Raw genomic sequence first — 24,265 nt, 5'->3', positions numbered from 1 at the left:
TCGGACAGAAGACCAGCACCCAGGCTAACCCAGGGCACCTCTTCAGCCCAGCGCCAGATCCTTCAACCCCAGAATCGAGCGGTACTCCAGTCCTTCGGCCGCGATCACGCCGTCAGCACCGGTTTCGCGATCCACCACGGTCGCCACACCCACCACGATGGCCCCGGCCTCGCGCAGTGCGCGCACCGCGGTGACCGGCGAGTTACCGGTCGTGGTGGTGTCCTCGACCACCAGTACACGCTTGCCCACAATGTCCGGGCCCTCGATCTGACGCTGCATACCGTGCGTCTTGGCGGCCTTGCGGACCACGAACGCGTTGATGGGTCGCCCCGGCGCGTGCATGACCGCGGCGGCCACCGGATCGGCGCCCATGGTGAGCCCGCCGACGGACTCGAAGTCCCAGTCCGCCACCAGTTCACGCAGCAGTTTGCCGATGAGCGGCGCCGCCTCGTGTTGCAGGGTGGCCCGGCGCAGGTCCACGTAGTAGTCGGCTTCCTTGCCCGAGGACAGGGTGACCTTGCCGTGCACGACAGCGAGTTGGCGCACCAGTTCGGCCAGTCTGTCCCGGTCGGTCGTCGTTACCTGCATTGCTGTGTCTATATCCTTCCGCGTGCGTTGAAAAGGCCCCGATTCAGGCGGGTCACCAGGGACCGCGGGATCAGTCCGGCGACCGCGGCGATCGCTTTGTACTGCATGCCGGGCACGCTGATCACCCGGTTCTTCTCCAGATCCGCCAGTGAGCAGGCGACCACCTGATCCACGTTCAGCCAGAACGGCCTGGGTAGCGATTCGGTCGGCAGACCGGCCCGCTCATGGAATTCGGTGTGGACCAATCCCGGGCACAAGGCCTGCACCCGGACGCCGGTCCCGGCCAGCCCGCTCGCCAGCCCTTGCGAGAAGGATACGACGTACGCCTTGGAGGCCGAATAGGTCGAGCCCCGCCCGGGTATCAGCCCGGCCATACTGGCTACATTCACCACGGTTCCATTGGCGGCGTGCAGCATGGGCGGCACGGCCGCGCGGGTCAATCGCACGACCGCGGTGACGTTGACATCGAGTTGCGCTCGCAGCCGCTCCGGGTCCGCTTCCCAGAACTCGCCGGCGAGCCCGAATCCCGCGTTGTTGACCAGGAATTCGACGCCGTCGGCCAAGCGGGCGGCCACCCTTTCGCGATCGGGTGCGAGCGCCAGATCGGCCGGCAGCACCTGCGAGCGCGCCCCGAACCGCACCTCGAAATCGTGTGCGAGCGCACCGAGCCGGTCCTCGTCCCGGGCCACCAGCACCAGGTCGTAACCGAGGGCCGCGAGCCGGGTCGCGTACGCCCTGCCGATACCGGAGGTGGGACCGGTGACCAGGGCCACCGGGCGGGTGGCACCGGGCATACGAACGCTCATCGACTACCCATCACTCGCACGACTGGGGAACGGTCGGCGATGACCGGGACTGCGCCACCATTCTGGACCCTCGCGGGCCGACACACGCCGAATACACGCGCGAAGGCGGAGATCGAAACGCCCCGGCCCGGGAATCTCCGCCGCGGGTGCGTTCGAGATCTCGGTACCGGAGCGTCGGGCTCACCTGGGGGTCGGGCCCTGGTAGGGCCGGAAGCCCGGATGGAAGGGGCCACCGGGCGGGGCACTGCGGCCCTGATCCTTGCGCCAGCCCTGTTCGGGCTCCTCGTCGCGCGGGTCCCCGATTTCATCGTCGTGCCACTCGTCCTCAGGGGCGGGGCGACGCGGATCGTCCTCGTCGGGATCCTCATCGGCGGGCGGCCAGTTGCGGCGCGGGCGATTACGCGGATCCGGCACGACTTTCAGTGCGGGACGCCAGTTCTCGGGCTCGCCCGCACCTTCGTCCTCGCCCTCGGCTCCGGCGATATCGCCGAGCACGGGGCTGTAGTCGTCCTCATCGTCCCCGGCGGGGCGGGTGCGGGCCCGTTCGGGCTCGTAGTCGCCGTCCTCGTCGTAACCGTCGTAGTCGTCATCCTCCGGAACCGGATGCGAGCGACCGGGTTCGGGCAGTTCATCGCGACCGCGCTCGGAGTTGATCACCGGCGGCAGCACGTGCAGCAGCCCGGACAGGCGCAGCACGGCGTCGATCGCCATCTCCCAATCCTTGGCCACCGAACTGACATGCAGCATGCCGAGCGTCCAGTTGCCCTCACTCCAGAGCTGCTGCACGGTATCGGGCAGCGATTCGATGAAGGCCACCATGCGCTGGTCCACCGCATGCCGGGCGATATCGGGATTGGTCGCGAAGACCACCCGATCACCAATGGCGCCAAGCATTTCCAGATCGTGATCCTTGGGCGGGGCGGCGGTCTTCATGCGCAGATCGATATCGATGTCCGACCCGATCTGCCGGCGCACCGCGACCAGGGTGGCGGCATCCTCCAGATCGAAGAGAACGAACTTCTCGCCCTTGCGATTACCGGAGACCACATCCACCGCGGAGAGGTACCCGAGCTTGGCCAGCGCACCGCGCCGCCAGGTGGAGGCCAGCGCCGGTTCCACCGAAACATAGGTGTACCCCTGGGATTTCGCCCAGACCTGGCGCACATGCCCCGTGCGCTGCCGCTGCAGCCGATCGAAATAGAGCAGCACGATCGCACCCACCAGCGCGATCGCCGCCAACCCGAACCATATAGCCGTCATCGCCGCCTACCCTACTGTGTCCAATTTGCCCTCCGCTGCGCTCCGGGCGGGTTCGCGGCCTCGAAGTCCCGGTTCTTCCTTCCCTCCGGCTCCTCCGCTGCGCTCCCCCGCCTCCGGTCTGTCCAGAACCGGGACGGCCGCGAACCTGAGAGCGGTTGTCTTTCACCGGGTTCCGCCGGGTAAAGACGTGCTGATGATGAGCTTGGCCTGGATCGAGCCGTCGGCGGATTTATCGCCTTGGACCATCACCATTTCGCCCACCGGCAGGTCCGCCACCTTGGTACTGCCCAGCGAAATCACCTGCGTCCGTTCGTCGGTGTGCACGGTCACCGTAGTGCCGGAGAGGGTGGTCATGGTCAAGGTGGTGCCGTCATTGCTCGCGAGCGTGCCCATATTCGCACCGAGAGAGTCGATATCGCCCAGGCCCGGAATCTCCGGGATGCCGCTGGGCAGCGGCTGTGAAGAGGTGTTTCCGGGTAAACCGGGGAACGCGAGTCCGCTGGTGCGGGTGGTGCTGGCCGCGGCGGAGGTATCGGACGAATCCTTGTTCGCCAGAAGCACTCCCGCCAGCACACCGGCCAGCGCGACGAGGACGAGGGCCGCGATCGCGATGCCGATCCACATACCGGTTTTGCGGGGCGGCTGCGGTGGGCCGGGCTGCTGTGGGAAGCCCCCGGGCTGATAACCGCCGGGGCCGCCGGTCTGGCCGTAGCTCACGCCGCCCTCGGGCCCGGGCATCTGCCCGTATCCGGCGACACCGCTCGGGGCGTACCCCTGGGGATAACTCGCGGTGGGTGGTGCGTACCCGCCGCCCGTCTCGTATCCGCCCCAACTGGCGTCATACGGCGGCAGCACCCGGGTGGCCTCGGGTCCCTGCTGCTGTGCGAAGTACTCGGTGGGCGAAATGGTGGGGGCCGCACCGTGGGGATCGGCGACTTCCGAGGGGTACCCGACCTGCTCGGTGGGGTGCGCGACCCGCTCGGTCGGCTCCTCCCCGGGCTCAGGTTCGGGCCGCCGCGACCACGGATCGCTCGGGTTGGTCATGACCTCCAGCCTAAGCTGCTCTGCAAATTTTGCCTCCGCTTCGCTACGGCGGTTCGCGGCCCTGTAACCCCGCTTCGCTCCCTCCCTCCGCTCCTCCGCTTCGCTCCCCCGCTCCACTCAGTCCAGAAGCGGGGGCGGGCCGCGAACACACAGGTCAGCTCATCGCAGCGAGGCCCCCGGAGAGTCGTCTCCGGGGGCCTGAGCTGAGCTGTTCTCCGAACGGACTAGCGGCCGACGATCAGGGAATCACCGTCGGGGGTGACATTCACCTTCACGATGTCGCCGTCCTGAACCTCACCGGCGAGCAGTTCCTTGGCGAGGGTGTCGCCGATGGACTGCTGGATCAGCCTGCGCAGCGGCCGGGCGCCGTACGCCGGATCGTAGCCGCGCACCGCGAGCCAGAACCGGGCCGAATCGGAGACGTCCAACTTCAGGCGGCGCTGCGCGAGCCGCTTCTGCAGCTGGTTCAGCTGGATGTCGACGATCGACTCCAACTGCTCCTCATCGAGCGGATGGAACATGACCACATCGTCGAGGCGGTTCAGGAACTCGGGTTTGAAGGCGGCCCGCACCGCGTTCATGACCATCTCGTTCGAACCGCCCGCACCCAGATTCGAGGTGAGAATCAGGATGGTGTTGCGGAAGTCGACCGTGCGGCCCTGACTGTCGGTGAGCCGGCCCTCGTCGAGCACCTGCAGCAGGATGTCGAACACATCCGGATGCGCCTTCTCGATCTCGTCGAAGAGCACCACCGAGTACGGCCGCCTGCGCACCGCCTCGGTGAGCTGACCGCCCTGGTCGTATCCGACATAGCCCGGAGGCGCACCGACCAGGCGGGCCACCGAATGCTTCTCGCTGTACTCGCTCATATCGATGCGGATCATGGCGCGTTCATCGTCGAACAGGAAGTCGGCCAACGCCTTTGCCAGTTCGGTCTTACCCACGCCGGTGGGTCCGACGAACATGAACGAACCGGTCGGCCGATTCGGATCGGCCACGCCGGCGCGGGCGCGGCGCACCGCATCGGAGACCGCCTGTACCGGCGCCTGCTGTCCGATGACCCGGCGGCCGAGTTCGTCCTCCATGCGGAGCAGCTTCTGAGTCTCGCCCTCCAACATGCGGCCGACCGGAATACCGGTCCACGCGGAGACGACCTCGGCGATATCGTCCGGGCCGACCTCCTCCTTGAGCATGACGTCACCGTCGGCGGCGCCCTTGGCCTTGGCCTCGGCCTCGGCGAGCTCCTTCTCCAGCTTGGGGATTCGCCCGTACCGGAGTTCGGCGGCCTTGCCCAGATCGCCATCGCGTTCGGCGCGCTCGGATTCGCCGCGCAGACTCTCCAGCTGTTCCTTGAGCCCGCTCACCGAATCGATGGCCTGCTTCTCGTTCTGCCAGCGGGTCATCAATTGGTTGAGCTGTTCGCGGTCGTCGGCGAGTTCGGAGCGCAGCTTCTCCAGGCGAGCCTTGGAGGCCTCGTCGGTCTCCTTGGCGAGGGCGACCTCCTCGATCTCGAGTCGCCGCACGGCCCGCTCCACCTGGTCGATCTCCACGGGACGCGAGTCGATCTCCATGCGTAGCCGGGACGAGGCCTCGTCGACCAGGTCGATGGCCTTGTCCGGCAGGAACCGGGAGGTGATGTAGCGGTCCGACAGCGTGGCCGCGGCGACCAGCGCCGAGTCGGTGATGCGCACGTGATGGTGGTTCTCGTAGCGCTCCTTGAGCCCGCGCAGAATGCCGACGGTGTCCTCGACGGAGGGTTCGCCGACCAGCACCTGCTGGAAACGACGCTCCAGCGCCGGATCCTTCTCGATGTGCTGGCGGTATTCGTCCAGGGTGGTCGCGCCGACCAGACGCAGTTCACCGCGGGCGAGCATCGGCTTGATCATGTTCCCGGCATCCATGGCGGATTCACCGGTCGCGCCCGCGCCGACGATGGTGTGCAGTTCGTCGATGAAGGTGATGATCTGTCCCGCACTGGATTTGATCTCTTCCAGGACGGCTTTGAGCCGCTCCTCGAATTCGCCGCGGTACTTGGCGCCCGCGACCATGGCGCCGAGGTCGAGCGAGACAAGTTTCTTGCCGCGCAACGACTCCGGGACATCACCTTCGATAATGCGCTGGGCCAGGCCCTCGACGATGGCGGTCTTGCCGACGCCGGGTTCGCCGATGAGCACCGGATTGTTCTTGGTGCGCCGGGACAGCACCTGCACCACGCGCCGAATCTCGGTGTCGCGCCCGATAACCGGGTCCAGTTTGCCGTCGCGGGCGGCGGCGGTCAGGTCGGTGGAGTACTTCTCCAATGCCTGGTAGCTGCCCTCGGGATCGGGGTTGGTGACCCGGGTGTTGCCGCGCACGGCGGTGAACGCCTCACGCAGCGCATCGGCGGTCGCGCCGTATTTGAGCAGCAGCTGCGAGACATCGGAGTCCCCGGCGGCCAAACCGACCATGAGGTGCTCGGTGGAGACGTATTCGTCCCCCATTTCGGTGGCCAGTCGCTGGGATGCGGTGATGGCGGCGAGCGCCTCCCGTCCGAGTTGCGGCTGGGTGGTCGCTCCGGTGGCGCGGGGCAGTCGGTCGACCATGTCCTGCGCCTCGCGTCGAACCGTCGCGGGATCGGTTGCGACGGCCTTCAACAGGGGTGCGGCGATGCCGTCGGTCTGATCCAGCAACGCCACCAGCAAGTGCGCCGGACGGATCTCCGGATTTCCCGCGGCGGAGGCCGCCTGGAGTGCGGCGGTCAGGGCCGCCTGGGTCTTGGTGGTGGGATTGAACGAGTCCACGTTCACCTTCCTACTAGTCGCTTACACGATCCAACGCGACAAGAGTTGAGTCTGTTCCACTCAAGTCTGACGAATTTCCGGCGCGACCACCAGTGCCGAAGGTCCTTGGTAAGGCTACTCGCCATCAACAAAACCGAATGGCCTGAATGACACCGGTTTCGAGGCCTTTCCGCCTACGATGAGGCGGGTTCGTTGACGCATCACCCGCTCATCCCTAGCTCGGACATCCCGGACGAATGGAGCAGCAATGCGCGCGATCGTGGTTCGAGAATTCGGGGGCAAACCCGAAGCGGCCGATATGCCCACCCCCGAGACCGGACCCGGCATGCTGAAGATCGAGCTCGAGGCCGCGGGCGTCAACCCCTTCGACCAGCGCATTATCGACGGCTTCCTGGACGGCAAGCTGCCACACGACTTTCCGCTCATTCCGGGCGTGGACGGGGCCGGGCGGGTCGTCGGCATCGGAACCGATGTCACCGATGTGGAGTACGGCGAACGCGTGGTCGGCAAATTCCTCAATCCGCCGCTCGGGCACGGCACCTTCGCCGAATTCATCGTGGTGCCCGCGACCTCGATCATCGCCCGGATTCCGGACGAGGTGACCTCGATCCAGGCCGCCGCACTGCCCACCGCGGGCATCACCGCACTGGATCTCATCCACGCGGCCAAGGTGGGCGCGGGTCAGAGCGTGCTGATCGTGGGCGCGTCCGGCGGCGTCGGCTCCTACCTCGTACAGCTCGCCGCATTGGCCGGCGCGCATGTGATCGCCACCGCCCGGCCCGACGACACCGATCGGATGATCCGGCTGGGCGCCTCCGAGGTGGTCAACTACGGGCGGATCACCGTCACCGACTCCCCCACCCATGCCGAGAGCTCACCGCTGACGGTCGCCGATTCGGTGCGCATCACCCTGCCCGCCGGAGTCGATGTGCTCTTCGATCTGGTCAGCGCACCGCCGGCGTTCGCCGACAATGCCGGCGTGGTCAAGGCCGGAGGCGCGGCGTACACCACCACCTGGGCCGCCGACGAGGAGGCCCTGAAGGCACGCGGCATCGGCGGCGGAAACTTCGAATCCACCGGCGGCGCACCGGAATTGCGGGAACTGCTGCGCGATGTCGGCAATGGCGATCTGGTGGTCCCGATCGACAACACCCCACCCCTCGAGGCTGCCGCGGATGTAATCGGCGCGTCCGGCGCACGAGGCAAGACCGTGCTGGTTATCTGAACCCCCGGTACCGCAAATCCACCGGCTCCGGCTATATCCGTGCGACCACCGTTTTTTCAGGGATACTTGACCCGGAGGACCGCCTGGAACCAGGCGAGTCCGGGGTAGTAGCAAGGAAAGGAAAGCTCGACGTCGTGGATGCGCGTTCAGCAGCGCTGGTCCGCGCAAACTTCCGGACAGTCGTCGAAGCCCCGCACGGGCCGGAACGACTGATCAGCGCGTTCTACGGACATCTATTCGCGGAGATCCCCGCCCTGCGGGAGCTCTTCCCCTCGGCCATGGATATGCAGCCCAAGCGGCTGGTCACGGCCGTGCAGTTCGTACTCGACAATCTGGAGGATTGGGACCGGGCGCAGCGATTCCTGGAGCAGCTCGCGCGCGACCACCGTAAATACGGGGTAGAGGCGGCGCACTACGACATTGCCGGTCGTGCGCTGCTGGCGGCGTTCCGCTCCTATAACGGGGTCGGGAATTGGAGTCGGCAGCTGGAGGCGGGATGGCAGGACATCACCATCCTGATCTCGGCCTCCATGGCCATCGGCGCGAATTCCGATACGTCACAACCGTATTGGGAGGCGACCGTGGTCGGGCACCGGCGAGTGGTCGACGATCTGGCGATCGTGCGACTGCAATCCGATACCCCGATTCCGTATCAGGCCGGCCAGTATGTGCCGGTGGCGATTCCGCAGCGCCCGAAGATGTGGCGGTATCTCTCGCCCGCGATTCCCGCGAATCAGTACGGAGAGATCGAGTTCCATGTCCGCAAGGTGCGCACCGGCTGGGTGAGCCCGGCCATCATCAATGAGACCAAGGTCGGCGACCGCTGGATGATCGCGTCCCCGCTGGGCGGGTTGCACGTGGATCTGCAGAGTCGGCGCGATGTGCTCATGATCAGCTCCGGCACCGGTATCGCGCCGATTCGCGCGCAGCTGATCGAGATGGGGCGGCGCGGTATCAATCCGCGCGTGCACCTGTTCATGGGCGGACGGTACCCGTGCGATCTGTACGACGTGGAGAACATGTGGCAGCTGTCGCAGAGTAATCCGTGGTTGACCGTTATTCCGGTGTGCGAGAACGAAACCAATCCGTGGTGGCATCCGTATCCGCCCGCCGATCCGCCGTTCGGTATGCATCGGCGGTTGATCGGTAATCTGGGCGCGGTGGTGGCCAGCTTCGGCGCGTGGGCGGACCGGCAGATCCAGATCGCCGGATCGGCGCGGATGATCGCGGACACCAGGCGCGCACTGCTCGCGGTCGGCACCCCGGAGTCGGCCATAAACTCGGACCCGGTATGAGCACCGCCGTCACGAACCCCTCCCCGGCTCCATCACCCAGTCATCCCGGCATGTTTTCGGCCGGGATCCACTGACCGAGGATCCCGGCCAAGAAGCGCGCCGGGATGACCGGACTGGGCGTGAGTAGTGTTGTTGAACAACGTTTTTCGATGAGCAGGAGGGTGCGGTGACGCAGGACCCCGATCAGACCGGACCGATTCGGATCGGCGAGCCGAACGAATGGCCCGCCACGGTGGTCGGGGCGCACCGGCTGCGCGAGGACCTCACCGTGGTGCGGTTGATCGGCGAGTTCGTGCCGTTCGCGCCCGGCCAGTCGGTGGAGGTGCGGACCCCGCAGCATCCGAATATGGTGCGGCGTTTGTACCCCGCGCTGCCGCCGTCGCTGGACGGCAAGCTGGAGTTCCATATTCGGACCGTGCCCGGCGGCTGGTGTAGCGGCTCCATGGTGGCCGACACCCGCACCGGCGACGAGTGGAAGGTCCGCAATCCGGCGGGCTGGCTGGCGGTGGACGAGGCCGCGACCGAGGTGGTGATGATCGCCGACGGTATCGGCCTGGCCCCGCTACGCGCTCTGCTGCTCGACCTCTCGCGTCGCGAGCAGCCGCCGCGCACCCACCTGTTCGTCGGCGGCCGCTACCCCCGCGATCTCTACGCCTCGGATATGCTGGCCCTGCTCGGCAATGAAATGCCCTGGCTGACAATCATTCCCGTGGTGCTGGACGAGGACGATCCGGACTGGATCGACGACTGGTACGAATCCTGTCGGGTGGATATCGGCTTCCAGCCGGAGGAGTTGATCACCGGCACCCTCGCCGAGGTGGTCTCCCGCTTCACCCCGCTGGACCATCAGCACATTCTGGTCTGCGGTGGCGCGGCCACGGTGCACGCCACCGTCGAGATGCTGGTGGCCACCGGCACTCCGCCGGAACTCATTCGCTACGAAGGCTTTTAGGCCCGCGGCGAGGTAGATCGTTTGGTGCCCCGCACCGCTGCCGAGCGACAGGCAGCGGCGCGGGGGTCTGTGGAATCCGCTCAGAAGAGCGGATCGTGCCGGATATTCGCGGTGGGCATGCCCGCCGCCATCAGGCGGAACTTGGTGGTCTGCACCATCGAGGGTGAGCCGACGATCTGCACATCGCGATCGTCCCAGGAGCCGAAACCCGCTACCACCTTGCCGATTTGGCCGACCAGTCGCGGTTGCAGGCCCGGATGTTCCCGGGGCTCACCGGAATTGGAGAGTTGCCACCACGGATCCTCATCACTCTCGGTGACCGGGGTGATGGTGAGCCATTTGTTGGCCAGTGCGAGTTGGCTGAGGATCTCCAAATCGTAGAGGTCACAGGGGTAGTGGCCGCCGACGAAGAGATCGACCTTCGGGTTGGAGCGGCGCTGGGTCATGGCCATGAGTTGAGCGCGCAGCGGGGCGATACCGGTGCCGCAGCCGACCATGAGCAGTTTGCGCCGGGTATTGCGAGGCACGCCGAGCCCGCCGAGCGGTGAGCCGATCAACCACTGTTCGCCGACCTTGGTGTGCCCCACCATGGCCGGGCTCACCCAGCCGCCGGTGACACCGCGGATATGGAATTCGATCTCACCGCTCGGATTGGCGGGGATGGCCGGGGACAGGTACCGCCACATGCGCGGGCGGGAGGGGATCTGCACGCTCATGTACTGCCCCGCCGCGTACTGGATGGGTTGATCCAGCTTGAGCCGAACGATGGCGAGATTGCGCAGTACCTCACGGTGTTCGATGACGGTGCCGGTCCAGACCGGCGGGGTGCTCTCCCGGTCGGCGGCCTCCATCATGGTGCTCGCGATGAGGTCCAGGCCCTCATCCCAGGCGCGGCCGATCTCGTCGGTCCAGATTTCGGTGCCCGCATAGGCCTCGAGTGCGGACCGGAGTGATTTGCCCACGGCCGCATAGTGTTCGGCGACGACACCGTACTTGCGGTGATCGCGGCCGAGTTGGGCCAGGAAGGGCAGCAGCTTCTCCGGTTCTTCGAGCCGATCGACCACGTACGCAATGGCTTTGACCAACCGGTCGCGCTGGGCGTCCAGGGCGGCGGGGAAGAAATCGCGAACCTGCGGGTACTCGGTGAAGAGGATGGCGTAGAAGGAACGAGCCAGTTTCTCAGAGCCACCGTCTTCTGCAGCTACCGACTTGAACGTCGTTCTAATCAATGCGACGGTCCGCGAATCCATTTGTGTCACAACCCCATTTCGCACTCGAACACAGGCAGATCGGCGAGTGCAGTGCTGCGGGACACTCGACAGCGGCCGTTGCTGAGCAACTATAGGCGAGGTTTGCCAGCAACGGAACGGGACGTTTCAACAACACGCCTGTAATTCCCCAAAAACGAGCGCACGGCAAGCAATCACACCGGAAAACAGACTGTTCAACTGGGAAACGCCGAGCAAGACCAGTCCGATCCCGTCGATCTTGGGGGATTCGTTTTGCAACCTTCAGATATCGAGCGACCCCGCCGCAACTCTGACAGGGTGTGAATCCCTTTGCCAGATAAGGACAAAGCTCTCAATCAGCAAATAATTCAACCGAGCGGTCTGTATGAAATTCATGATCAACCTAACGGATAAATCATTGCTTCGCACAAAGAAACTCAGCACATAGCCTGCAACAGCGAAAACAGCGCCCCGGAAACCGGAGCGCTGCTTTCAACCCTTTTCAGGGTCCGGGGACTTAGTCCCCGGTAAATCCCTCCGTACCGATCAGGTGCGGCGGTGCCTAGGCTGCCAGACCACGAGCGCCGTACTGCGCTGCGGCGGAGTCAGATCCGGGCGGTACCCCGCCCGCAGCCGATCCACCTCATTGCTCAGCTCGGATACCCGCTGCTGTAGCTCCTCGACCTGATTGGTGAGTTCGATGATCCGTTTGATGCCCGCCAGATTGACGCCCTCGTCCTGGGACAGACGCTGCACCTCGCGCAGCAGCTGCACATCCCGGTCCGAGTAGCGTCGCCCGCCGCCCGAAGTACGTTGCGGCGAAACCAGACCCAGCCGGTCATAGGTGCGCAGCGTCTGGGCATGCATGCCCGCCAGCTGCGCCGCCACCGAGATCAGGAAGTACTGTGCCTCGGCGGCTTTCTTCGGATCGGAACTCATCACGCACCTGCCCATCCAGCACGCGGATCGAAGCCACTGGTCTTCTCCGCCTCCGCATAGCGCCGCAGCGCTTCGGCGGCATTGTCGTCCAGCTTCTGCGGGATCGCGACCTTGACGGTGACGAGCAGATCGCCCGCGCCGCCGTCGCGCTTGGGAACACCGCGCCCGCGCACCCGCAGGGTCCGGCCGTCGGCGGTACCCGGGGGCACCTTGACGCCTACGCGTCCCTCCAGTGTCGGCACGGAAACCGTTGTACCCAAAACCAGCTCGCTGTAACTCACCGGGAGCACCAGGGTCAGATCATCACCATTGCGGCCGAAGACCTTGTCCTGGCTGACGTGCACGGTGACGAACAGATCGCCGGGCGGTGCGCCCCGCAGACCCGCTTCACCCTGCCCCGCCAACCGGATTCGCTGACCATCGCGCACCCCCGGGGGGATACGTACGGTGATGGTGCGGGTCCGATTCTGAATACCGGAGCCGTGGCAGTCGACGCACGGGTCGTCGATGATCGACCCGGTGCCCCGGCAGTCCTCGCACGGCTCACTGAATCCGAACGCGCCCTGATTCCGGCTGACCACGCCGGAACCATTGCAGTGCGGGCAGACTCGCGGTGAGGTGCCAGGCTTGGCGCCGCTGCCGTGGCAGGTGGTGCAGGCGGCCGGGCTGGTCATCCGCAGTGGCACCGTCACGCCCTGGGCGGCCTCGCGGAAGCCCAGGGTCGTCTCGGTCTCCACATCGCTGCCGCGCCGCGGCCGCGAGGAGGTGCGGGTGCCGCCCCGGTTGAACAATCCGCCGAGCAGGTCACCGAGGCCGCCGTCACCGGCGCCCGCCTGCTGCCCGCCGAAGATATCGCCCAGGTTGAAGTCACCGGAGAAGCCACCGCCGGGCTGGCCGTAGCCGGCGCCGGGGGTGAAGCCGCCGCGGCCGAAACCGCCGCCCGCGAAGAGCTTTCGCGCCTCGTCGTACTCCTTGCGCTTCTCCGGATCGGACAGCACAGCATGCGCCTCGCTGACGAGCTTGAAGCGCTCCTCGGCCTTGGCGTCACCCGGATTCTTATCCGGATGCAGATCACGGGCGAGTTTGCGGTACGCCTTCTTGATCTCGTCCTGGCTGGCGCCGGAGGCGATACCCAGCTCCTTGTAGAAGTCCTTTTCGAGCCACTCCCGATTCACCGGGCATCTCCTCCTCTCGAATTGCTCAGCGCCGGTGTCCCGTTCGGGACGTCCGGCGTCTTACTCGGTGCCAGCGGCATCGGGGTCGGCGTTCGTCGTCTCTGATGCGGCCGAGCCATTCAGATCCTCTGTCCGATCGGTCACTCCGACCAGCGCGTGCCGCAGCACGCGATCGCCGAAGCGGTACCCCTTGCGCATGACCATGCCGATTACCGGATCGTGTCCGGAGCCCTCGTGCTGAACGGCCTCGTGCAGGGTCGGATCGAACGGGTCGCCCGCCGAACCGAATTCCTCGAGGCCCTGCTTCTGCAGGGCGGTGGCGAGCTTGTCGGCGACCGCCTTGAGCGGTCCCTCCAGATCACCGTGTGCGCGGGCGCGGTCGAGATCGTCGAGCACACCGAGCAGTTCACTGACGACCGTCGCCTTGGCATTGTCGATGGTGGCCTTGCGGTCCCGTTCGACACGGCGGCGGTAGTTGGCGTACTCGGCGGTGAGCCGCTGCAGATCCGAGGTGCGCTCGGCGAGTTCGGCGCTGATGGTGTCGGCCATCGCCTCTTCGGCCAGCACGTCGGCGGCCGAAGCCGCGGTGAAATCCTCCACCGCGGCCTCGCCGAACTCACCCGTGACCGGTTCCTGTTCCGGGTTCGGGTTCGTCACTTCTTCTCCGGCTCCTCGACGACCTCGGCGTCGACAACGGTGTCATCGGCGTCCGGCGCGGCCTGGCCGTTGCCCGAGGCAGCCGATTCGGCGGCCGAGGCGTCGTAGATGGCCTGACCCAGCGCCTGCGACTCGGTGGCGAGCTTCTCCACCGCGGTCTTGATGACGGCGATATCGGTGCCCTTGAGCGCCTCGTTCGCCTCGGCGATGGCCGACTCGACCTTCTCCTTGATGTCCGCCGGGACCTTGTCCTCGTTGTCCTTGATGAACTTCTCGGTCTGGTGCACCAGCGATTCGGCCTGGTTGCGGGTCTCGGCCTCTTCGCGACGGGCCTTGTCCTCCGAGGCGTGCGCCTCGGCGTCCTTGACCATGCGATCGATCTCCTCCTTGGACAGGCCGGAGCCGTCCTGGATCTTGATCGTGTTCTCCTTGCCGGTGCCCTTGTCCTTCGCGGTCACGTGCACGATGCCGTTGGCGTCGATGTCGAAGGTGACCTCGATCTGCGGCACGCCGCGCGGGGCCGGCGGGATGCCGGTCAGCTCGAAGGAGCCGAGCAGCTTGTTGTGCGAAGCGATCTCGCGCTCACCCTGGAAGACCTGGATCTGCACGGACGGCTGGTTGTCGTCGGCCGTGGTGAAGGTCTCGGACCGCTTGGTGGGGATGGTGGTGTTGCGCTCGATGAGCTTGGTCATCACGCCGCCCTTGGTCTCGATACCCAGCGACAGCGGGGTGACATCGAGCAGCAGGACGTCCTTGACCTCACCCTTGAGCACACCGGCCTGAAGCGCCGCGCCGACGGCGACGACCTCGTCCGGGTTCACGCCCTTGTTGGGCTCGCGGCCACCGGTCAGCTCCTTGACCAGATCCGAGACGGCGGGCATACGGGTCGAACCACCAACGAGGACAACGTGATCGATGTCGCCGACGGCGATGCCCGCGTCCTTGATGACGGACTGGAAGGGCTTGCGGGTGCGGTCCAGCAGATCGGAGGTGATCTTCTGGAACTCGGCGCGGGTGAGCTGCTCATCGAGGAAGAGCGGGTTCTTGTCCGCGTCGACGGTGATGTAGGGCAGGTTGATCGAGGTCGACTGCGAGGACGACAGTTCGATCTTGGCCTTCTCCGCGGCCTCGCGCAGGCGCTGCATGGCCATCTTGTCCTTGGTCAGGTCGATGCCCGAGGACGCCTTGAACTTGTCGACCAGCCAAGCGACGACGCGCTCGTCCCAGTCGTCGCCACCGAGGTGGTTGTCACCGGAGGTCGCGCGGACCTCGACGACGCCCTCGCCGATCTCCAGCAGGGACACGTCGAAGGTGCCGCCGCCGAGGTCGAAGACCAGGATGGTCTGTTCCTTATCGCCCTTGTCCAGGCCGTACGCCAGCGCGGCCGCGGTGGGCTCGTTGACGATGCGCAGCACGTTCAGGCCCGCGATCTGCCCGGCCTCCTTGGTGGCCTGGCGCTGCGCGTCCTCGAAGTAGGCGGGGACGGTGATGACCGCGTCGGTGATCTCCTCACCGAGGTACGCCTCGGCGTCGCGCTTCAGCTTCATGAGCGTGCGCGCGGAGATCTCCTGCGGGGTGTACTTCTTGCCGTCGATCTCCACGGACCAGTCCTCGCCCATATGGCGCTTGACGGACCGGATGGTGCGATCGACATTGGTGACCGCCTGGTTCTTCGCGGGCTGACCCACGAGAACTTCGCCGTTCTTGGCGAAGGCGACGATGGACGGGGTAGTGCGCGAGCCCTCCGAATTGGCGACGACGACCGGCTCACCGCCTTCGAGAACGGCGATGACCGAGTTCGTGGTCCCGAGGTCGATACCGACCGCACGAGCCATGGTGATTCCTCCTGGTTGACGTACCTATGTGTCTTAGCGGCGGGATCTTGCCCCGAGACGGGGCAGGATCCTCAGCAACACTGAGCGTGGTCGGCTCAATCCTGCACCGGATGTTCGTCCTGTGCAAGTTGAACTTGAGTCAGCCTCGCTCAACCTTGTCTGACATGCACCAACGGGGGACGCGCGACATCTATTCCAGGGAGCGGAGAAAAATTTCCCGGAATCGAGATTACTTCGCGGGATAGAGGGAGAGCGGCTCACCCTGAGTGGAAACGACCAGGTAGCCGGACCGCGAGCCCTGTCCGGCGTAGATGGAGACCGTCGGATCCTTATCGGTCTTGTGCTCGATGCCGATATGGGCGATCGCGCTCTCGGGCACCCCGGCCGACGCGGGCGCACCGGCGAGCACGCTCGCCAACTTCGGCAGATCGAAGGTGGACATGTCCAACGGTTCGACGCCCGAACTGCGCGGTACATCACTTCTCTGCTTGAACTCGCCGTTGTATATGTAGTAATCGTCATGATCGTCCGTTCCCGACGGGCGCTCGATCACCACGTAATCCGGGTACAGCGTCAGATCGTTCGCGATGCTGTCGCCGAAGTGATCCCGGTACGCGGCAACGAAACTCGCCAGCCCCGCGCCGGTCGTGGCGTCGGGCATCTCCGGTTTCGAGACGGTACTGCGGGCGACGCAACCGCCCAGCGCGCCCACCACCGCCGCGGTCGACAACGCGGCTATGGCGATCTTCCAGCGCCGCAGCTCATTTCGGCGCTGCGGCCGAATCAGCGCACTGGCCATCAGATTCGCGGGAATCTGCAGATCGTCGATGAGCTTGTCCAGGTCGCCGAAGGTGCGCGCTCGCATCGCCGCCGCCGTCCGCTGCGCGTGCTCCGCCTCGGTCAATTCGCCTTCGGCCCGGGCATTGTCGAGCAGGGCACAGGCGTCCACGCGATCGGCATCGCGGGCACGCAGGCTCTGATTGCGGTAGTCGGCCATGGTCTTGATCCGTCCTATCTGCCGAACGGGTACGAACGCGTGACCACGCCCGTCGGGGTCGCCTCGAGGAAACCGCTCTCATTCACCTTGTTGCTCACGTAGATCCGCACGATAGGCGTGGGCGGGCCGCCGCGCGTGGGCGGCATCTGATCGGGCTCGAAACCGATATGGCTGATTTCGCCCTGCGCCACCTTCAGGTCTCCGGGTGCGCTGACCAGCAGTTTTCCGAGTGCGGCGGTGTCGATCGCGCCCAGATCGAAGACGGGTGCGTCGGTCTTGCGCGTGGTCGGGGCCGAATCCGCGACGAAACCGCCTCGATAGTCGTAGTCCACCTGACGATTCGGCTGTCCGGGCACCATGCGCTTCAGGATCGCGTAGTCCGCGTAGAGGTTCAGGTCATCCACGGACAGGTCACCGAACTTGGCCTTGTATTGCGCTATAAACGCCGAAATACCTTCCCCGGTATGCAGTTTCGGGATACTCAGCACGATCGGCGCGACAGTTCCCATCTGCACCCCGGCAGGCGCGGCCGGAATCGGCGCGGGCCTGTTCACTGCGGCGAACCCGGCCACGAACAGTGCCGCACAGGCCGCGAGCACACCCCATCCGAACAGTTGCCCGCGATACGAACGCGGCGGCTGCGCCACGGCGGGCGCGTTCACCGAGCGCTGGAGATCGGCGGTCAGCTCCGCCAGCTCCCCCACAGTCCGCGCCTCCCCCGCCAAATCGGTCAGGGCGCGATGATCGCCCTCGTTCAACTGTCCGTCCGCGAGCCCCGCATCGAGTAGCAGACAGGTTGCCGCGCGATCGCTGTCCCGAGCCCGAGTACGCGTGGGATACCGGCTGACCTCAGCCTGCCGCGTAGGCGGCGCGGCCACCCGGGTCTCGGTCTTCCCCGGTTGCAGATCCCCCACCAACCGCGCGAGCTGCTCCAGCGTCTGCGCCGTCTGCGCCCGCTGCGACCGCTGCTCATACTCGTCGGCCCCCAGCTGCCCCTCTTCATAAGCAGCATCGATACGAGCCCGGGCATTCACCCGATCGATATCCCGCGCCCGCAACCGCCCGGCGCTCGCAGACCCCGCCGCATCGGACGATCTCGCACTCACCAGCGGATCGTATCCGTCCACCGCCCACCCGGACGAACGAAGCGGACATACCGCATGGAACACTCTTTGCTAATAGTTCGCCAAAGGAAGCCTATGAGTCTCGAGTCTCTCGCCGCGGTGATCCTCGGCGCTACCGCCGCGATCACCGTCGGCACCGTCGGCACCGCGCACGCCGATATCCCGGTGACCATCCTGTCCGGAGGGCCGGAGGGCAGTGCCATCACCGGGTTCTGTGGCGTCCACTATCGGGCGACCCTGACCCCCACCCCCGGTGTGCCCGACAGCCTCCGCCTCGAAATCCAGGGTCTCGACCCCTTCGGCCCCGCGGCCGGCCCGAACGGCTGCGACGCACCGGTGAACTACACCTGGGTCAATACCTCCACCGGCGCAGCCGATTACGGCCCGCGCTACCTCAATGCCCACGCCATCCCCGGCGGCGGAGACACCTCGATGGCGGACCTCCCCACCGGCCCCGGCCGAATCCAGGTGAGCGTCACCGGCACCCAGAACGGCTTCTCCTTGAACAGCTTCTATCTAGCCCAGATCGACCTGCCCTGATCCTGCTTCGGGACAGATCGACCCCGCACCACCAACCGCGCGAAGGGAAATCCATGCGACCTCGCACCCTCATCACCGCTGGCATCACCGGAGCGACCACCCTGGCCCTCACCCTCGCGGGCGGCGGTGTCGCCGATGCGCAAGAACTCGCGCCGAGTCAGGTCTTCTTCGGACAGGCGCAGGGCCGGGCGCTGTTGGGTGGCTGCGGTGTCGATTTCCGGGCGTGGGTCGATTACAACCCCGATCGGCCGGGGTCGATCACGCTGAATCTGCAGGGGTTGAACACCTATGGTCCCAGTGGGGATGCTCCCGGCGGTTGTGATGGCTGGGTGGCGATTCGCTGGGCGAATCCCGCGGGGCTGCGCATCGACTGGTTCACCGAATGGCGGCCGGTGCACGCGGGGCCCGAGGGCGGCGCGACCACGGTGCTGGATCTGCCCACCGGGTCGGGGCGGGTGCTGATGGATATCGGGGGCACCGCGCACAGCGCCGCCTATGAGTCCCGTTATGTGGCGGCCTTCGACGTGCCGTGACTTCCGGACACGCACTGCGCCCGAAATAACCGATTTTCGCAGGTTGGCGGGCCAAGATCGAGGTCTTGGAACCTGCGGCTGAGGAGGCCCGATGGGTGTGCGATTCGGCATCTCGATCCCGCCTACCGCGGCGGCGCTGGAAGACGTGCTGGATATGACGAAGACCGCCGAGGATGCGGGGCTGGATCTGGTGGGGATCCAGGATCATCCGTACGCACCGGAGTTCGGCGATACCTTCGCGGTGCTCGGAGCCTGTTTGAGCGCGACCGATCGGATCAGCGTTTATCCCGGGGTGGCGAATATGCCGTTGCGGCGGCCGTCGATGCTGGCCAAGCAGGCTGCCACCTTCGATCTGTTGAGCGGCGGGCGGTTCGAACTCGGCGTGGGGGCGGGTGCCTTCGAGGACGGCATCGTCGCCATGGGCGGACCGGAACTGAAAGGCCGAGCCGCGCTGTGCGCGCTCGAGGAGGGCATCGAGATCATCCGCGCCACCTGGAGACCGGGGCGGCTGGTCTCGGTCCAGGGTGACGAATACACGGTGCAGGGGATCGCGGGCGGTCCCGCACCCGCACACGATATGGGTATCTGGATCGGAGCCATGGGGCCACGCGCCCTGGACCTGATCGGCCGGGTAGGCGACGGATGGGTTGCGCCACTGCCGAATTGGTTGCCCTGGGAGAGATGGCGAGGTGCGCAGGATCGGATCGACGCGGCGGCGCGGGCGGCGGGACGCGATCCGAGCGGAATCACGCGGATGGCGGCGCTCCCGGGGGCGATCAGTGATCAATCGCTGCGACCTCGGCCGCGCGGGAACGATCCGATCAACGGCTCCGCCCGAGAATGGGCGGAAATCATTGCGGCCCTGCATAAGAACGCCCGGTTCGACACCTTCATCTACTGGCCGCCCGGTTTCGATGTGGACCAGGTGCAGCGCTTCGCACGTAGGGTGGTACCGATCGCGCGCGAAATGATAGGCGCGGCTCAACCTTCCGAGATCAGTCCAACAGGGGGAAGCGACCGGAGCTGATCAATCCGGCGATGGCGTCCATTTTCGCTTGCGGGGCAGCGTAATCCGGGTGTGCCCCGAGCACCGCGGCGGCATCGCGTAGCGTGGACATCTGCTGGGCGGCGGCTGCCACGCCGCGACCTCCGGGGGTGATCCGGTGGGCGGCGAACGCGGGGCGGTGCGGGTCTACGCGGCCGAGGTCGATGGCCTTGTCGACGCGGCGGGAGCAGCGGCAGAAGGCTTGCGGGGCGGCCAGACCGCACGCGGCGGTGAGGAAATTGCCCAGACGTTTCTTGGTGCGCTCCAGGCGTTTTCGATAGGCGGCGGGCGTGGTGTCGGTGATCCAGGCCGCCTCGGTGGAGCTCAATTCGAAGATATCGGAGAGTACGAAGGCGATGCGTTCCTCGCGGGCCAGGCATTGCAGCATGGCCTGGGTGCAGTTGAGCCTGGTCTCATGGGTGAGCAGCTCGGATTCGGGGCCGCGGTAATCCGCTTCGGCCAGACCGTCTTTCAAGCCCGCCCCGTAGGAGTCGAGGCTGAGCTCGATCGCCTCCTGCGGGGTTCTGCGCTTGAGGTTCAGCAGGTAGTTGACGCCGATCCGGTACGCCCAGGTGAGCAGTTTGGCCTCGCCCCGCCAGGTGCCGAGCTTGCCGATGACCCGCAGCAGAATCTCCTGGGTGGCGTCCTCGGCGTCGGCGGGCCGCCACACCATGCGCAGCGCCAGCCGGTAGATCGGATCCTGCAGCAGCACCACCACTTCGGAGATCGCGGCCCGATCGCCGTCGATCGCCCGAGCGACCAGCGCGAGCTCCCGCTCGTCCGGTCCGTGCCCCGCATCGGCGGACGGCTCTGATTCGGTCTCCACCCCGCCAGCTTGGGACGGAAACGGCCCGTCCGCAACAATTTCCGGCGGGGATCACGGGACGGGCCGGTTCCGCACCCCGTGATCGCCCCTGCCACAGCGGTCTCAGGCGACGACCGCGGCCGTAATGAGGGCATGCCTGTGAATCCAGTCGGCGACCGCGGTGCCGATGCGGTCCGGCTGATCCTCCGGGCAGTGGTGTCCGGCCGGTCCGATATTCGCGATCTCGGTGGCGGCGAAGGTTTGCGCCGCCCACTCCATCGCGGCGGGCGAGCCGAGGCCGACACCGTTCTCCACAGCCATCACCAGCTTCGGCACCCGCGGGCTGTCGGCCATCCACCGGTCGTAGTTCTCGATAATTGCGACCACATCGGCGGGCTCACCGTCGAGCGGGAATTCACGCGGCCACACCAGCATCGGCTTGCGGGACTCCGGTGTCGGGTAGGGCGCGCGGTAGACGTCGAGGGCCTCGGGGGTGAGGGTGTGAGTGGAGGCGGGCAGGTTGAATTCGATGAACATATTCCGCTGCAGCACCATCTCCTCGCCCTCCGGGGAGCGGAAGCGGCGGAAGAGCTCCGCGCCCTGCGGCGGCAGCTCCGACCAGTGCATGGGCCGCAGGAAGGTCTCGACCACGGAGATTCCCCGCACACGTTCGGGATGCCTTGCCGCCCAGTGCATTCCGAGCGCACCGCCCCAGTCGTGACCGACGATGACGACCTGATCCAGGTGCATGGCCTCGAACCAGGCGTCGAGGTAGCGGGCGTGGTCCACGAACCGGTAGTCACTCTCCGGCTTACCGGAGGCTCCCATTCCGATGAGATCCGGTGCCAGCACCCTTGTTTCGCCACTGACGTGCGGAATCACATTGCGCCAGATGTAGTTCGAGGTGGGATTGCCGTGCAGGAACACCACGGGGATATCCCCGGTCCCGGTATCGCTGTAGTTGATGAACGAGTCGAGTACATCGATGGTTGGCATGGTGGCCGTTCCTTCCGAGTGAATTGCCTTCACCCGGTTGGACACGCACCGCGGCGCGCTGTGACTACCCGCGCGCGTGATCCACCTCACATGCCGCGGCGGTCCCGGGTGCGGCGGTCAAACCGGGGTGGATACCAGGGGTGAGCCCATTGCCGACGGCGGCCCGCTGCAGCAGCCGGACCATCACGGCCCGCTCCCCCTCGTCCAGCGCCGAGAGGATTTCGGCGTCGAGTCCCCTGGCCAGGGCGGCCGCCTCGGCGAGCAGCTCTCGGGCGGCCGGGAGCAGATGCACCGCATGGGCGCGCCGATCCACCGGATGCCGGCGGCGTTCGACGAGTCCACGCTTCTCCAGGTCGTCGACCAGCCCGACCATCACATTGCGGTGGATGCCCAGCGCCTCGCACAGCTGCTGCTGGGAGCGCCCGTCATTGGCTTCGAGAATCCGCAGGGTGCCGAATTGCGGGGGTTTGATGCCGAGCGGCGCCAGCAGTTCGGCGAATCGGTAGGCGGAGTGGGAACCCAACTGCCCCAGCAGGAATGCGGGGGAATCGAACAGCCGTGGGAACTGGGGTTCGGCATCGCTCACCCCCTCAGAGTACATCAAGGCATGAATCATGATTGCCCTCTTGATTGATAATCACTTCAAGTGCATAGTTTGAGGGGTCGCAACGCCCCACCGAATCGAAGAGAGCTCGCCGTGGAACCCGACACCGCGCCCCCCGACACCGTCTCCACCCTCGACCCGCGCCGCTGGATCGCCTTCGCCGTCGTCCTCGCCGCCGGATTCATGGATCTGCTCGACGTGACCATCGTCAATGTGGCCGTCCCCAGCATCCAGAACGATCTGAAAGCCGAGTACTCCCAGATCGAATGGATCATCGCCGCCTATGTACTGTCCTTCGCGGCGGTGCTCATCACCGGTGGCCGACTCGGCGATATCTACGGCCGCAAACGGCTGTTCCTGCTCGGCATGACCGGCTTCACCCTGGCCTCGGCGGCCTGCGGTATCGCCTCGGATCCGGCCGTACTCATCGGCTCCCGCTTCGTACAGGGTGCGATGGCCGGACTGATGGTGCCGCAGATCCTCGCCATCATCCGGGTGACCTTCCCGAAGCATGAGCGCGCCAAGGCGATCGCCATCTACAGCGGGGTCGGCGGCTCCGCCTCCGCGGTCGGCCTATCCCTCGGCGGCCTGCTGGTGCAGTGGAATCTCTTCGATCTGGGCTGGCGGCCGATCTTCCTGGTCAATATCCCGGTCGGTATCGCCGCGCTCATCGCGGCGAGCATCGTGATGCGGGATTCACGCTCCGCACATGCCCCCAAGCTGGATATCGTCGGCATGGTGCTGGCGGTCTCGGCGGTCGTGCTGCTCGCCTATCCGCTCACCGAGGGCCGTCAAAAAGATTGGCCCGCTTGGACATTCATTATGATGGGCACGGCCGCGGCCGCCTTCGCCACCTTCGTGGTCTATGAGCGGTGGCGGGCGCGCACGGTCGGCTCACCACTGATCGACCTGGACCTGTTCCGGTCCCGTCCCTTCACCATCGGCCTGTCGTCCTGGCTGCTGTTCTGGATCGGCATGGGCGGTTTCTTCCTGATCTGGACGCTGTTCATGCAGGCCGGTCTGGGCTGGTCGCCCATGCGGGCCGGGCTCACCTCGGTGTTCTTCGCGGTCGGCGCGGGCATCGGCGCGGGCACCTCGGTGAGCGTGCTGGCGCCGAGGTTCGGCCGCTGGGTGCTCATGGCGGGTGGCCTGGTCACCGCGGCCGGGTTCGGCATATACGGCTGGATGGCCGCGCACTACGGCAGTGATTTCGCTTCCTGGCAGATGGTGTTGCCGCTCATCGTGACCGGTACCGGATTCGGCATCGTGGTAGCGCCGACCATCGATATGCTGCTCGGCCAGATCCCGGATCGGGAGGCGGGCGCGGCCTCGGGCCTGCTCAATACCGGTCAGCAGTTGGGGATGGCGCTGGGCGTGGCGCTGGTCGGCATCATCTTCTTCGGACAGCTCGATCATGATTCGGCGCGCGGCGTGGACGCGGTCACCGCGCAGACCCGCACCGAACTCGCAGCAACCGGCCTGCCCGGACCGGCGCAGGAGGAGATTCTCGCGAATTTCCGTGCCTGCGTGCGGGATCGGTCCGCCGCGGTCGATCCGTCCGCGGTACCGGAGAGCTGCCGGAGCACCGGCGGCGATGCGGCCGTGGCGAAGACGCTCAGCGGTGCGGGCGCGGAGGCCAATGCGGTCAACTTCGCGCACACCTTCGACTACACCCTGGCCTGGGGTATCGGTCTGATGGTGCTGGTATGCCTCGGTTTCGCGGCCCTGCCGAAGGAGACCAGGCTGGAGCAGCACGAACTCGATGACCTGGACAACGAACTGGTTCAGGTCTGATCGGAGCACCAGCGCGGCCCACGGGTCCGGCCGAAACGCCGG

Annotated in this window: 22 protein-coding genes; 7 read left to right on the top strand and 15 right to left on the bottom strand. The window is 66.3% G+C overall.

Annotated features, from left to right (window positions below; translation table 11 throughout):
• Positions 1-42: 42 nt before the first annotated feature.
• The 5 genes from pyrE to clpB all read right to left on the bottom strand — a co-directional run bounded on the left by pyrE (position 43) and on the right by clpB (position 6,478).
• Positions 43-588, bottom strand: a complete 546-nt coding sequence (gene pyrE, locus OHB26_RS12935; RefSeq protein WP_330184410.1) for an orotate phosphoribosyltransferase — start codon at positions 586-588, stop codon at positions 43-45.
• A gap of 8 nt (positions 589-596) precedes the next feature.
• On the bottom strand, positions 597-1,394 hold the full coding sequence (locus OHB26_RS12930; RefSeq protein ID WP_330184409.1) for an SDR family NAD(P)-dependent oxidoreductase: 798 nt from the start codon (positions 1,392-1,394) through the stop codon (positions 597-599).
• Between the two features lie 180 nt (positions 1,395-1,574).
• The gene (locus OHB26_RS12925; RefSeq protein ID WP_330184408.1) at positions 1,575-2,654 is read right to left on the bottom strand and encodes a hypothetical protein; all 1,080 of its coding nucleotides are present in this window, start codon (positions 2,652-2,654) and stop codon (positions 1,575-1,577) included.
• Between the two features lie 162 nt (positions 2,655-2,816).
• On the bottom strand, positions 2,817-3,698 hold the full coding sequence (locus OHB26_RS12920) for a DUF5666 domain-containing protein (RefSeq protein WP_330184407.1): 882 nt from the start codon (positions 3,696-3,698) through the stop codon (positions 2,817-2,819).
• Between the two features lie 224 nt (positions 3,699-3,922).
• Entirely contained in the window at positions 3,923-6,478 is a 2,556-nt protein-coding gene (clpB, locus tag OHB26_RS12915; RefSeq protein WP_330184406.1) for an ATP-dependent chaperone ClpB, read from the bottom strand.
• A gap of 247 nt (positions 6,479-6,725) precedes the next feature.
• On the opposite strand from clpB, the gene OHB26_RS12910 reads away from it, so the two are divergent.
• The 3 genes from OHB26_RS12910 (at position 6,726) to OHB26_RS12900 (ending at position 9,950) form a co-directional block, all read left to right on the top strand.
• Positions 6,726-7,703: an NADP-dependent oxidoreductase gene (locus OHB26_RS12910; RefSeq protein ID WP_330184405.1), complete on the top strand. Its 978-nt coding sequence runs from the start codon at positions 6,726-6,728 to the stop codon at positions 7,701-7,703.
• Between the two features lie 134 nt (positions 7,704-7,837).
• The gene (locus OHB26_RS12905; protein ID WP_330184404.1) at positions 7,838-8,998 is read left to right on the top strand and encodes an FAD-binding oxidoreductase; all 1,161 of its coding nucleotides are present in this window, start codon (positions 7,838-7,840) and stop codon (positions 8,996-8,998) included.
• Between the two features lie 166 nt (positions 8,999-9,164).
• Positions 9,165-9,950 (top strand): FAD-binding oxidoreductase, encoded by a 786-nt coding sequence (locus OHB26_RS12900; protein ID WP_330184403.1) that lies wholly within the window; start codon positions 9,165-9,167, stop codon positions 9,948-9,950.
• An 80-nt stretch (positions 9,951-10,030) separates the two neighbouring features.
• Here OHB26_RS12900 and OHB26_RS12895 read toward each other — a convergent pair whose 3' ends face one another.
• The 7 genes from OHB26_RS12895 to OHB26_RS12865 form a co-directional block, all read right to left on the bottom strand.
• Positions 10,031-11,200 (bottom strand): globin domain-containing protein, encoded by a 1,170-nt coding sequence (locus OHB26_RS12895; RefSeq protein WP_330184402.1) that lies wholly within the window; start codon positions 11,198-11,200, stop codon positions 10,031-10,033.
• 525 nt (positions 11,201-11,725) lie between these two features.
• Positions 11,726-12,118, bottom strand: a complete 393-nt coding sequence (locus OHB26_RS12890) for a heat shock protein transcriptional repressor HspR (RefSeq protein ID WP_330184401.1) — start codon at positions 12,116-12,118, stop codon at positions 11,726-11,728.
• Complete coding sequence (gene dnaJ, locus OHB26_RS12885; RefSeq protein ID WP_330184400.1) at positions 12,118-13,293, bottom strand: molecular chaperone DnaJ; 1,176 nt, start codon at positions 13,291-13,293, stop codon at positions 12,118-12,120. Before dnaJ ends, OHB26_RS12890 begins: the two co-directional genes overlap by 1 nt.
• Before the next feature lie 60 nt (positions 13,294-13,353).
• Positions 13,354-13,950 (bottom strand): nucleotide exchange factor GrpE, encoded by a 597-nt coding sequence (grpE, locus tag OHB26_RS12880; protein WP_330184399.1) that lies wholly within the window; start codon positions 13,948-13,950, stop codon positions 13,354-13,356.
• Complete coding sequence (gene dnaK / locus OHB26_RS12875; RefSeq protein WP_330184398.1) at positions 13,947-15,785, bottom strand: molecular chaperone DnaK; 1,839 nt, start codon at positions 15,783-15,785, stop codon at positions 13,947-13,949. Before dnaK ends, grpE begins: the two co-directional genes overlap by 4 nt.
• A gap of 229 nt (positions 15,786-16,014) precedes the next feature.
• Positions 16,015-16,782 (bottom strand): DUF1707 SHOCT-like domain-containing protein, encoded by a 768-nt coding sequence (locus OHB26_RS12870; protein WP_330184397.1) that lies wholly within the window; start codon positions 16,780-16,782, stop codon positions 16,015-16,017.
• Between the two features lie 14 nt (positions 16,783-16,796).
• Positions 16,797-17,888: a DUF1707 SHOCT-like domain-containing protein gene (locus tag OHB26_RS12865; protein WP_330184396.1), complete on the bottom strand. Its 1,092-nt coding sequence runs from the start codon at positions 17,886-17,888 to the stop codon at positions 16,797-16,799.
• Between the two features lie 93 nt (positions 17,889-17,981).
• On the opposite strand from OHB26_RS12865, the gene OHB26_RS12860 reads away from it, so the two are divergent.
• The 3 genes from OHB26_RS12860 (at position 17,982) to OHB26_RS12850 (ending at position 20,006) form a co-directional block, all read left to right on the top strand.
• Entirely contained in the window at positions 17,982-18,446 is a 465-nt protein-coding gene (locus OHB26_RS12860; RefSeq protein WP_330184395.1) for a hypothetical protein, read from the top strand.
• A gap of 53 nt (positions 18,447-18,499) precedes the next feature.
• Complete coding sequence (locus OHB26_RS12855) at positions 18,500-18,979, top strand: hypothetical protein (RefSeq protein WP_330184394.1); 480 nt, start codon at positions 18,500-18,502, stop codon at positions 18,977-18,979.
• A 91-nt stretch (positions 18,980-19,070) separates the two neighbouring features.
• Positions 19,071-20,006 carry an LLM class flavin-dependent oxidoreductase gene (locus OHB26_RS12850; protein WP_330184393.1) on the top strand — a complete coding sequence of 312 codons (936 nt, stop codon included), beginning with the start codon at positions 19,071-19,073 and terminating at the stop codon, positions 20,004-20,006.
• Here OHB26_RS12850 and OHB26_RS12845 read toward each other — a convergent pair.
• The 3 genes from OHB26_RS12845 to OHB26_RS12835 form a co-directional block, all read right to left on the bottom strand.
• Positions 19,975-20,850, bottom strand: a complete 876-nt coding sequence (locus tag OHB26_RS12845; protein WP_330184392.1) for an RNA polymerase sigma factor — start codon at positions 20,848-20,850, stop codon at positions 19,975-19,977. The genes OHB26_RS12850 and OHB26_RS12845 overlap by 32 nt on opposite strands.
• A gap of 102 nt (positions 20,851-20,952) precedes the next feature.
• Positions 20,953-21,858: a haloalkane dehalogenase gene (locus OHB26_RS12840; protein WP_330184391.1), complete on the bottom strand. Its 906-nt coding sequence runs from the start codon at positions 21,856-21,858 to the stop codon at positions 20,953-20,955.
• 31 nt (positions 21,859-21,889) lie between these two features.
• The gene (locus OHB26_RS12835) at positions 21,890-22,411 is read right to left on the bottom strand and encodes a MarR family winged helix-turn-helix transcriptional regulator (RefSeq protein ID WP_330184390.1); all 522 of its coding nucleotides are present in this window, start codon (positions 22,409-22,411) and stop codon (positions 21,890-21,892) included.
• Between the two features lie 111 nt (positions 22,412-22,522).
• On the opposite strand from OHB26_RS12835, the gene OHB26_RS12830 reads away from it, so the two are divergent.
• Positions 22,523-24,223: an MFS transporter gene (locus OHB26_RS12830; protein ID WP_330184389.1), complete on the top strand. Its 1,701-nt coding sequence runs from the start codon at positions 22,523-22,525 to the stop codon at positions 24,221-24,223.
• Positions 24,224-24,265: the final 42 nt, after the last annotated feature.

The sequence above is a fragment of the Nocardia sp. NBC_01503 genome, from assembly GCF_036327755.1.
GTDB lineage: Bacteria > Actinomycetota > Actinomycetes > Mycobacteriales > Mycobacteriaceae > Nocardia.
This window is presented reverse-complemented; position numbering and strand designations above follow the sequence as displayed.

Excerpts from the sequence above, each read along its gene's own strand:
- pyrE (WP_330184410.1), bottom strand. The coding sequence starts at position 588 with ATGCAGGTAACGACGACCGACCGGGACAGACTGGCCGAACTGGTGCGC.
- OHB26_RS12930 (WP_330184409.1), bottom strand. The coding sequence starts at position 1,394 with ATGAGCGTTCGTATGCCCGGTGCCACCCGCCCGGTGGCCCTGGTCACC.
- OHB26_RS12925 (WP_330184408.1), bottom strand. The coding sequence starts at position 2,654 with ATGACGGCTATATGGTTCGGGTTGGCGGCGATCGCGCTGGTGGGTGCG.
- OHB26_RS12920 (WP_330184407.1), bottom strand. The coding sequence starts at position 3,698 with ATGACCAACCCGAGCGATCCGTGGTCGCGGCGGCCCGAACCTGAGCCC.
- OHB26_RS12910 (WP_330184405.1), top strand. The coding sequence starts at position 6,726 with ATGCGCGCGATCGTGGTTCGAGAATTCGGGGGCAAACCCGAAGCGGCC.
- OHB26_RS12895 (WP_330184402.1), bottom strand. The coding sequence starts at position 11,200 with ATGGATTCGCGGACCGTCGCATTGATTAGAACGACGTTCAAGTCGGTA.
- OHB26_RS12890 (WP_330184401.1), bottom strand. The coding sequence starts at position 12,118 with ATGAGTTCCGATCCGAAGAAAGCCGCCGAGGCACAGTACTTCCTGATC.
- dnaK (WP_330184398.1), bottom strand. The coding sequence starts at position 15,785 with ATGGCTCGTGCGGTCGGTATCGACCTCGGGACCACGAACTCGGTCATC.
- OHB26_RS12870 (WP_330184397.1), bottom strand. The coding sequence starts at position 16,782 with ATGGCCGACTACCGCAATCAGAGCCTGCGTGCCCGCGATGCCGATCGC.
- OHB26_RS12860 (WP_330184395.1), top strand. The coding sequence starts at position 17,982 with ATGAGTCTCGAGTCTCTCGCCGCGGTGATCCTCGGCGCTACCGCCGCG.
- OHB26_RS12855 (WP_330184394.1), top strand. The coding sequence starts at position 18,500 with ATGCGACCTCGCACCCTCATCACCGCTGGCATCACCGGAGCGACCACC.
- OHB26_RS12850 (WP_330184393.1), top strand. The coding sequence starts at position 19,071 with ATGGGTGTGCGATTCGGCATCTCGATCCCGCCTACCGCGGCGGCGCTG.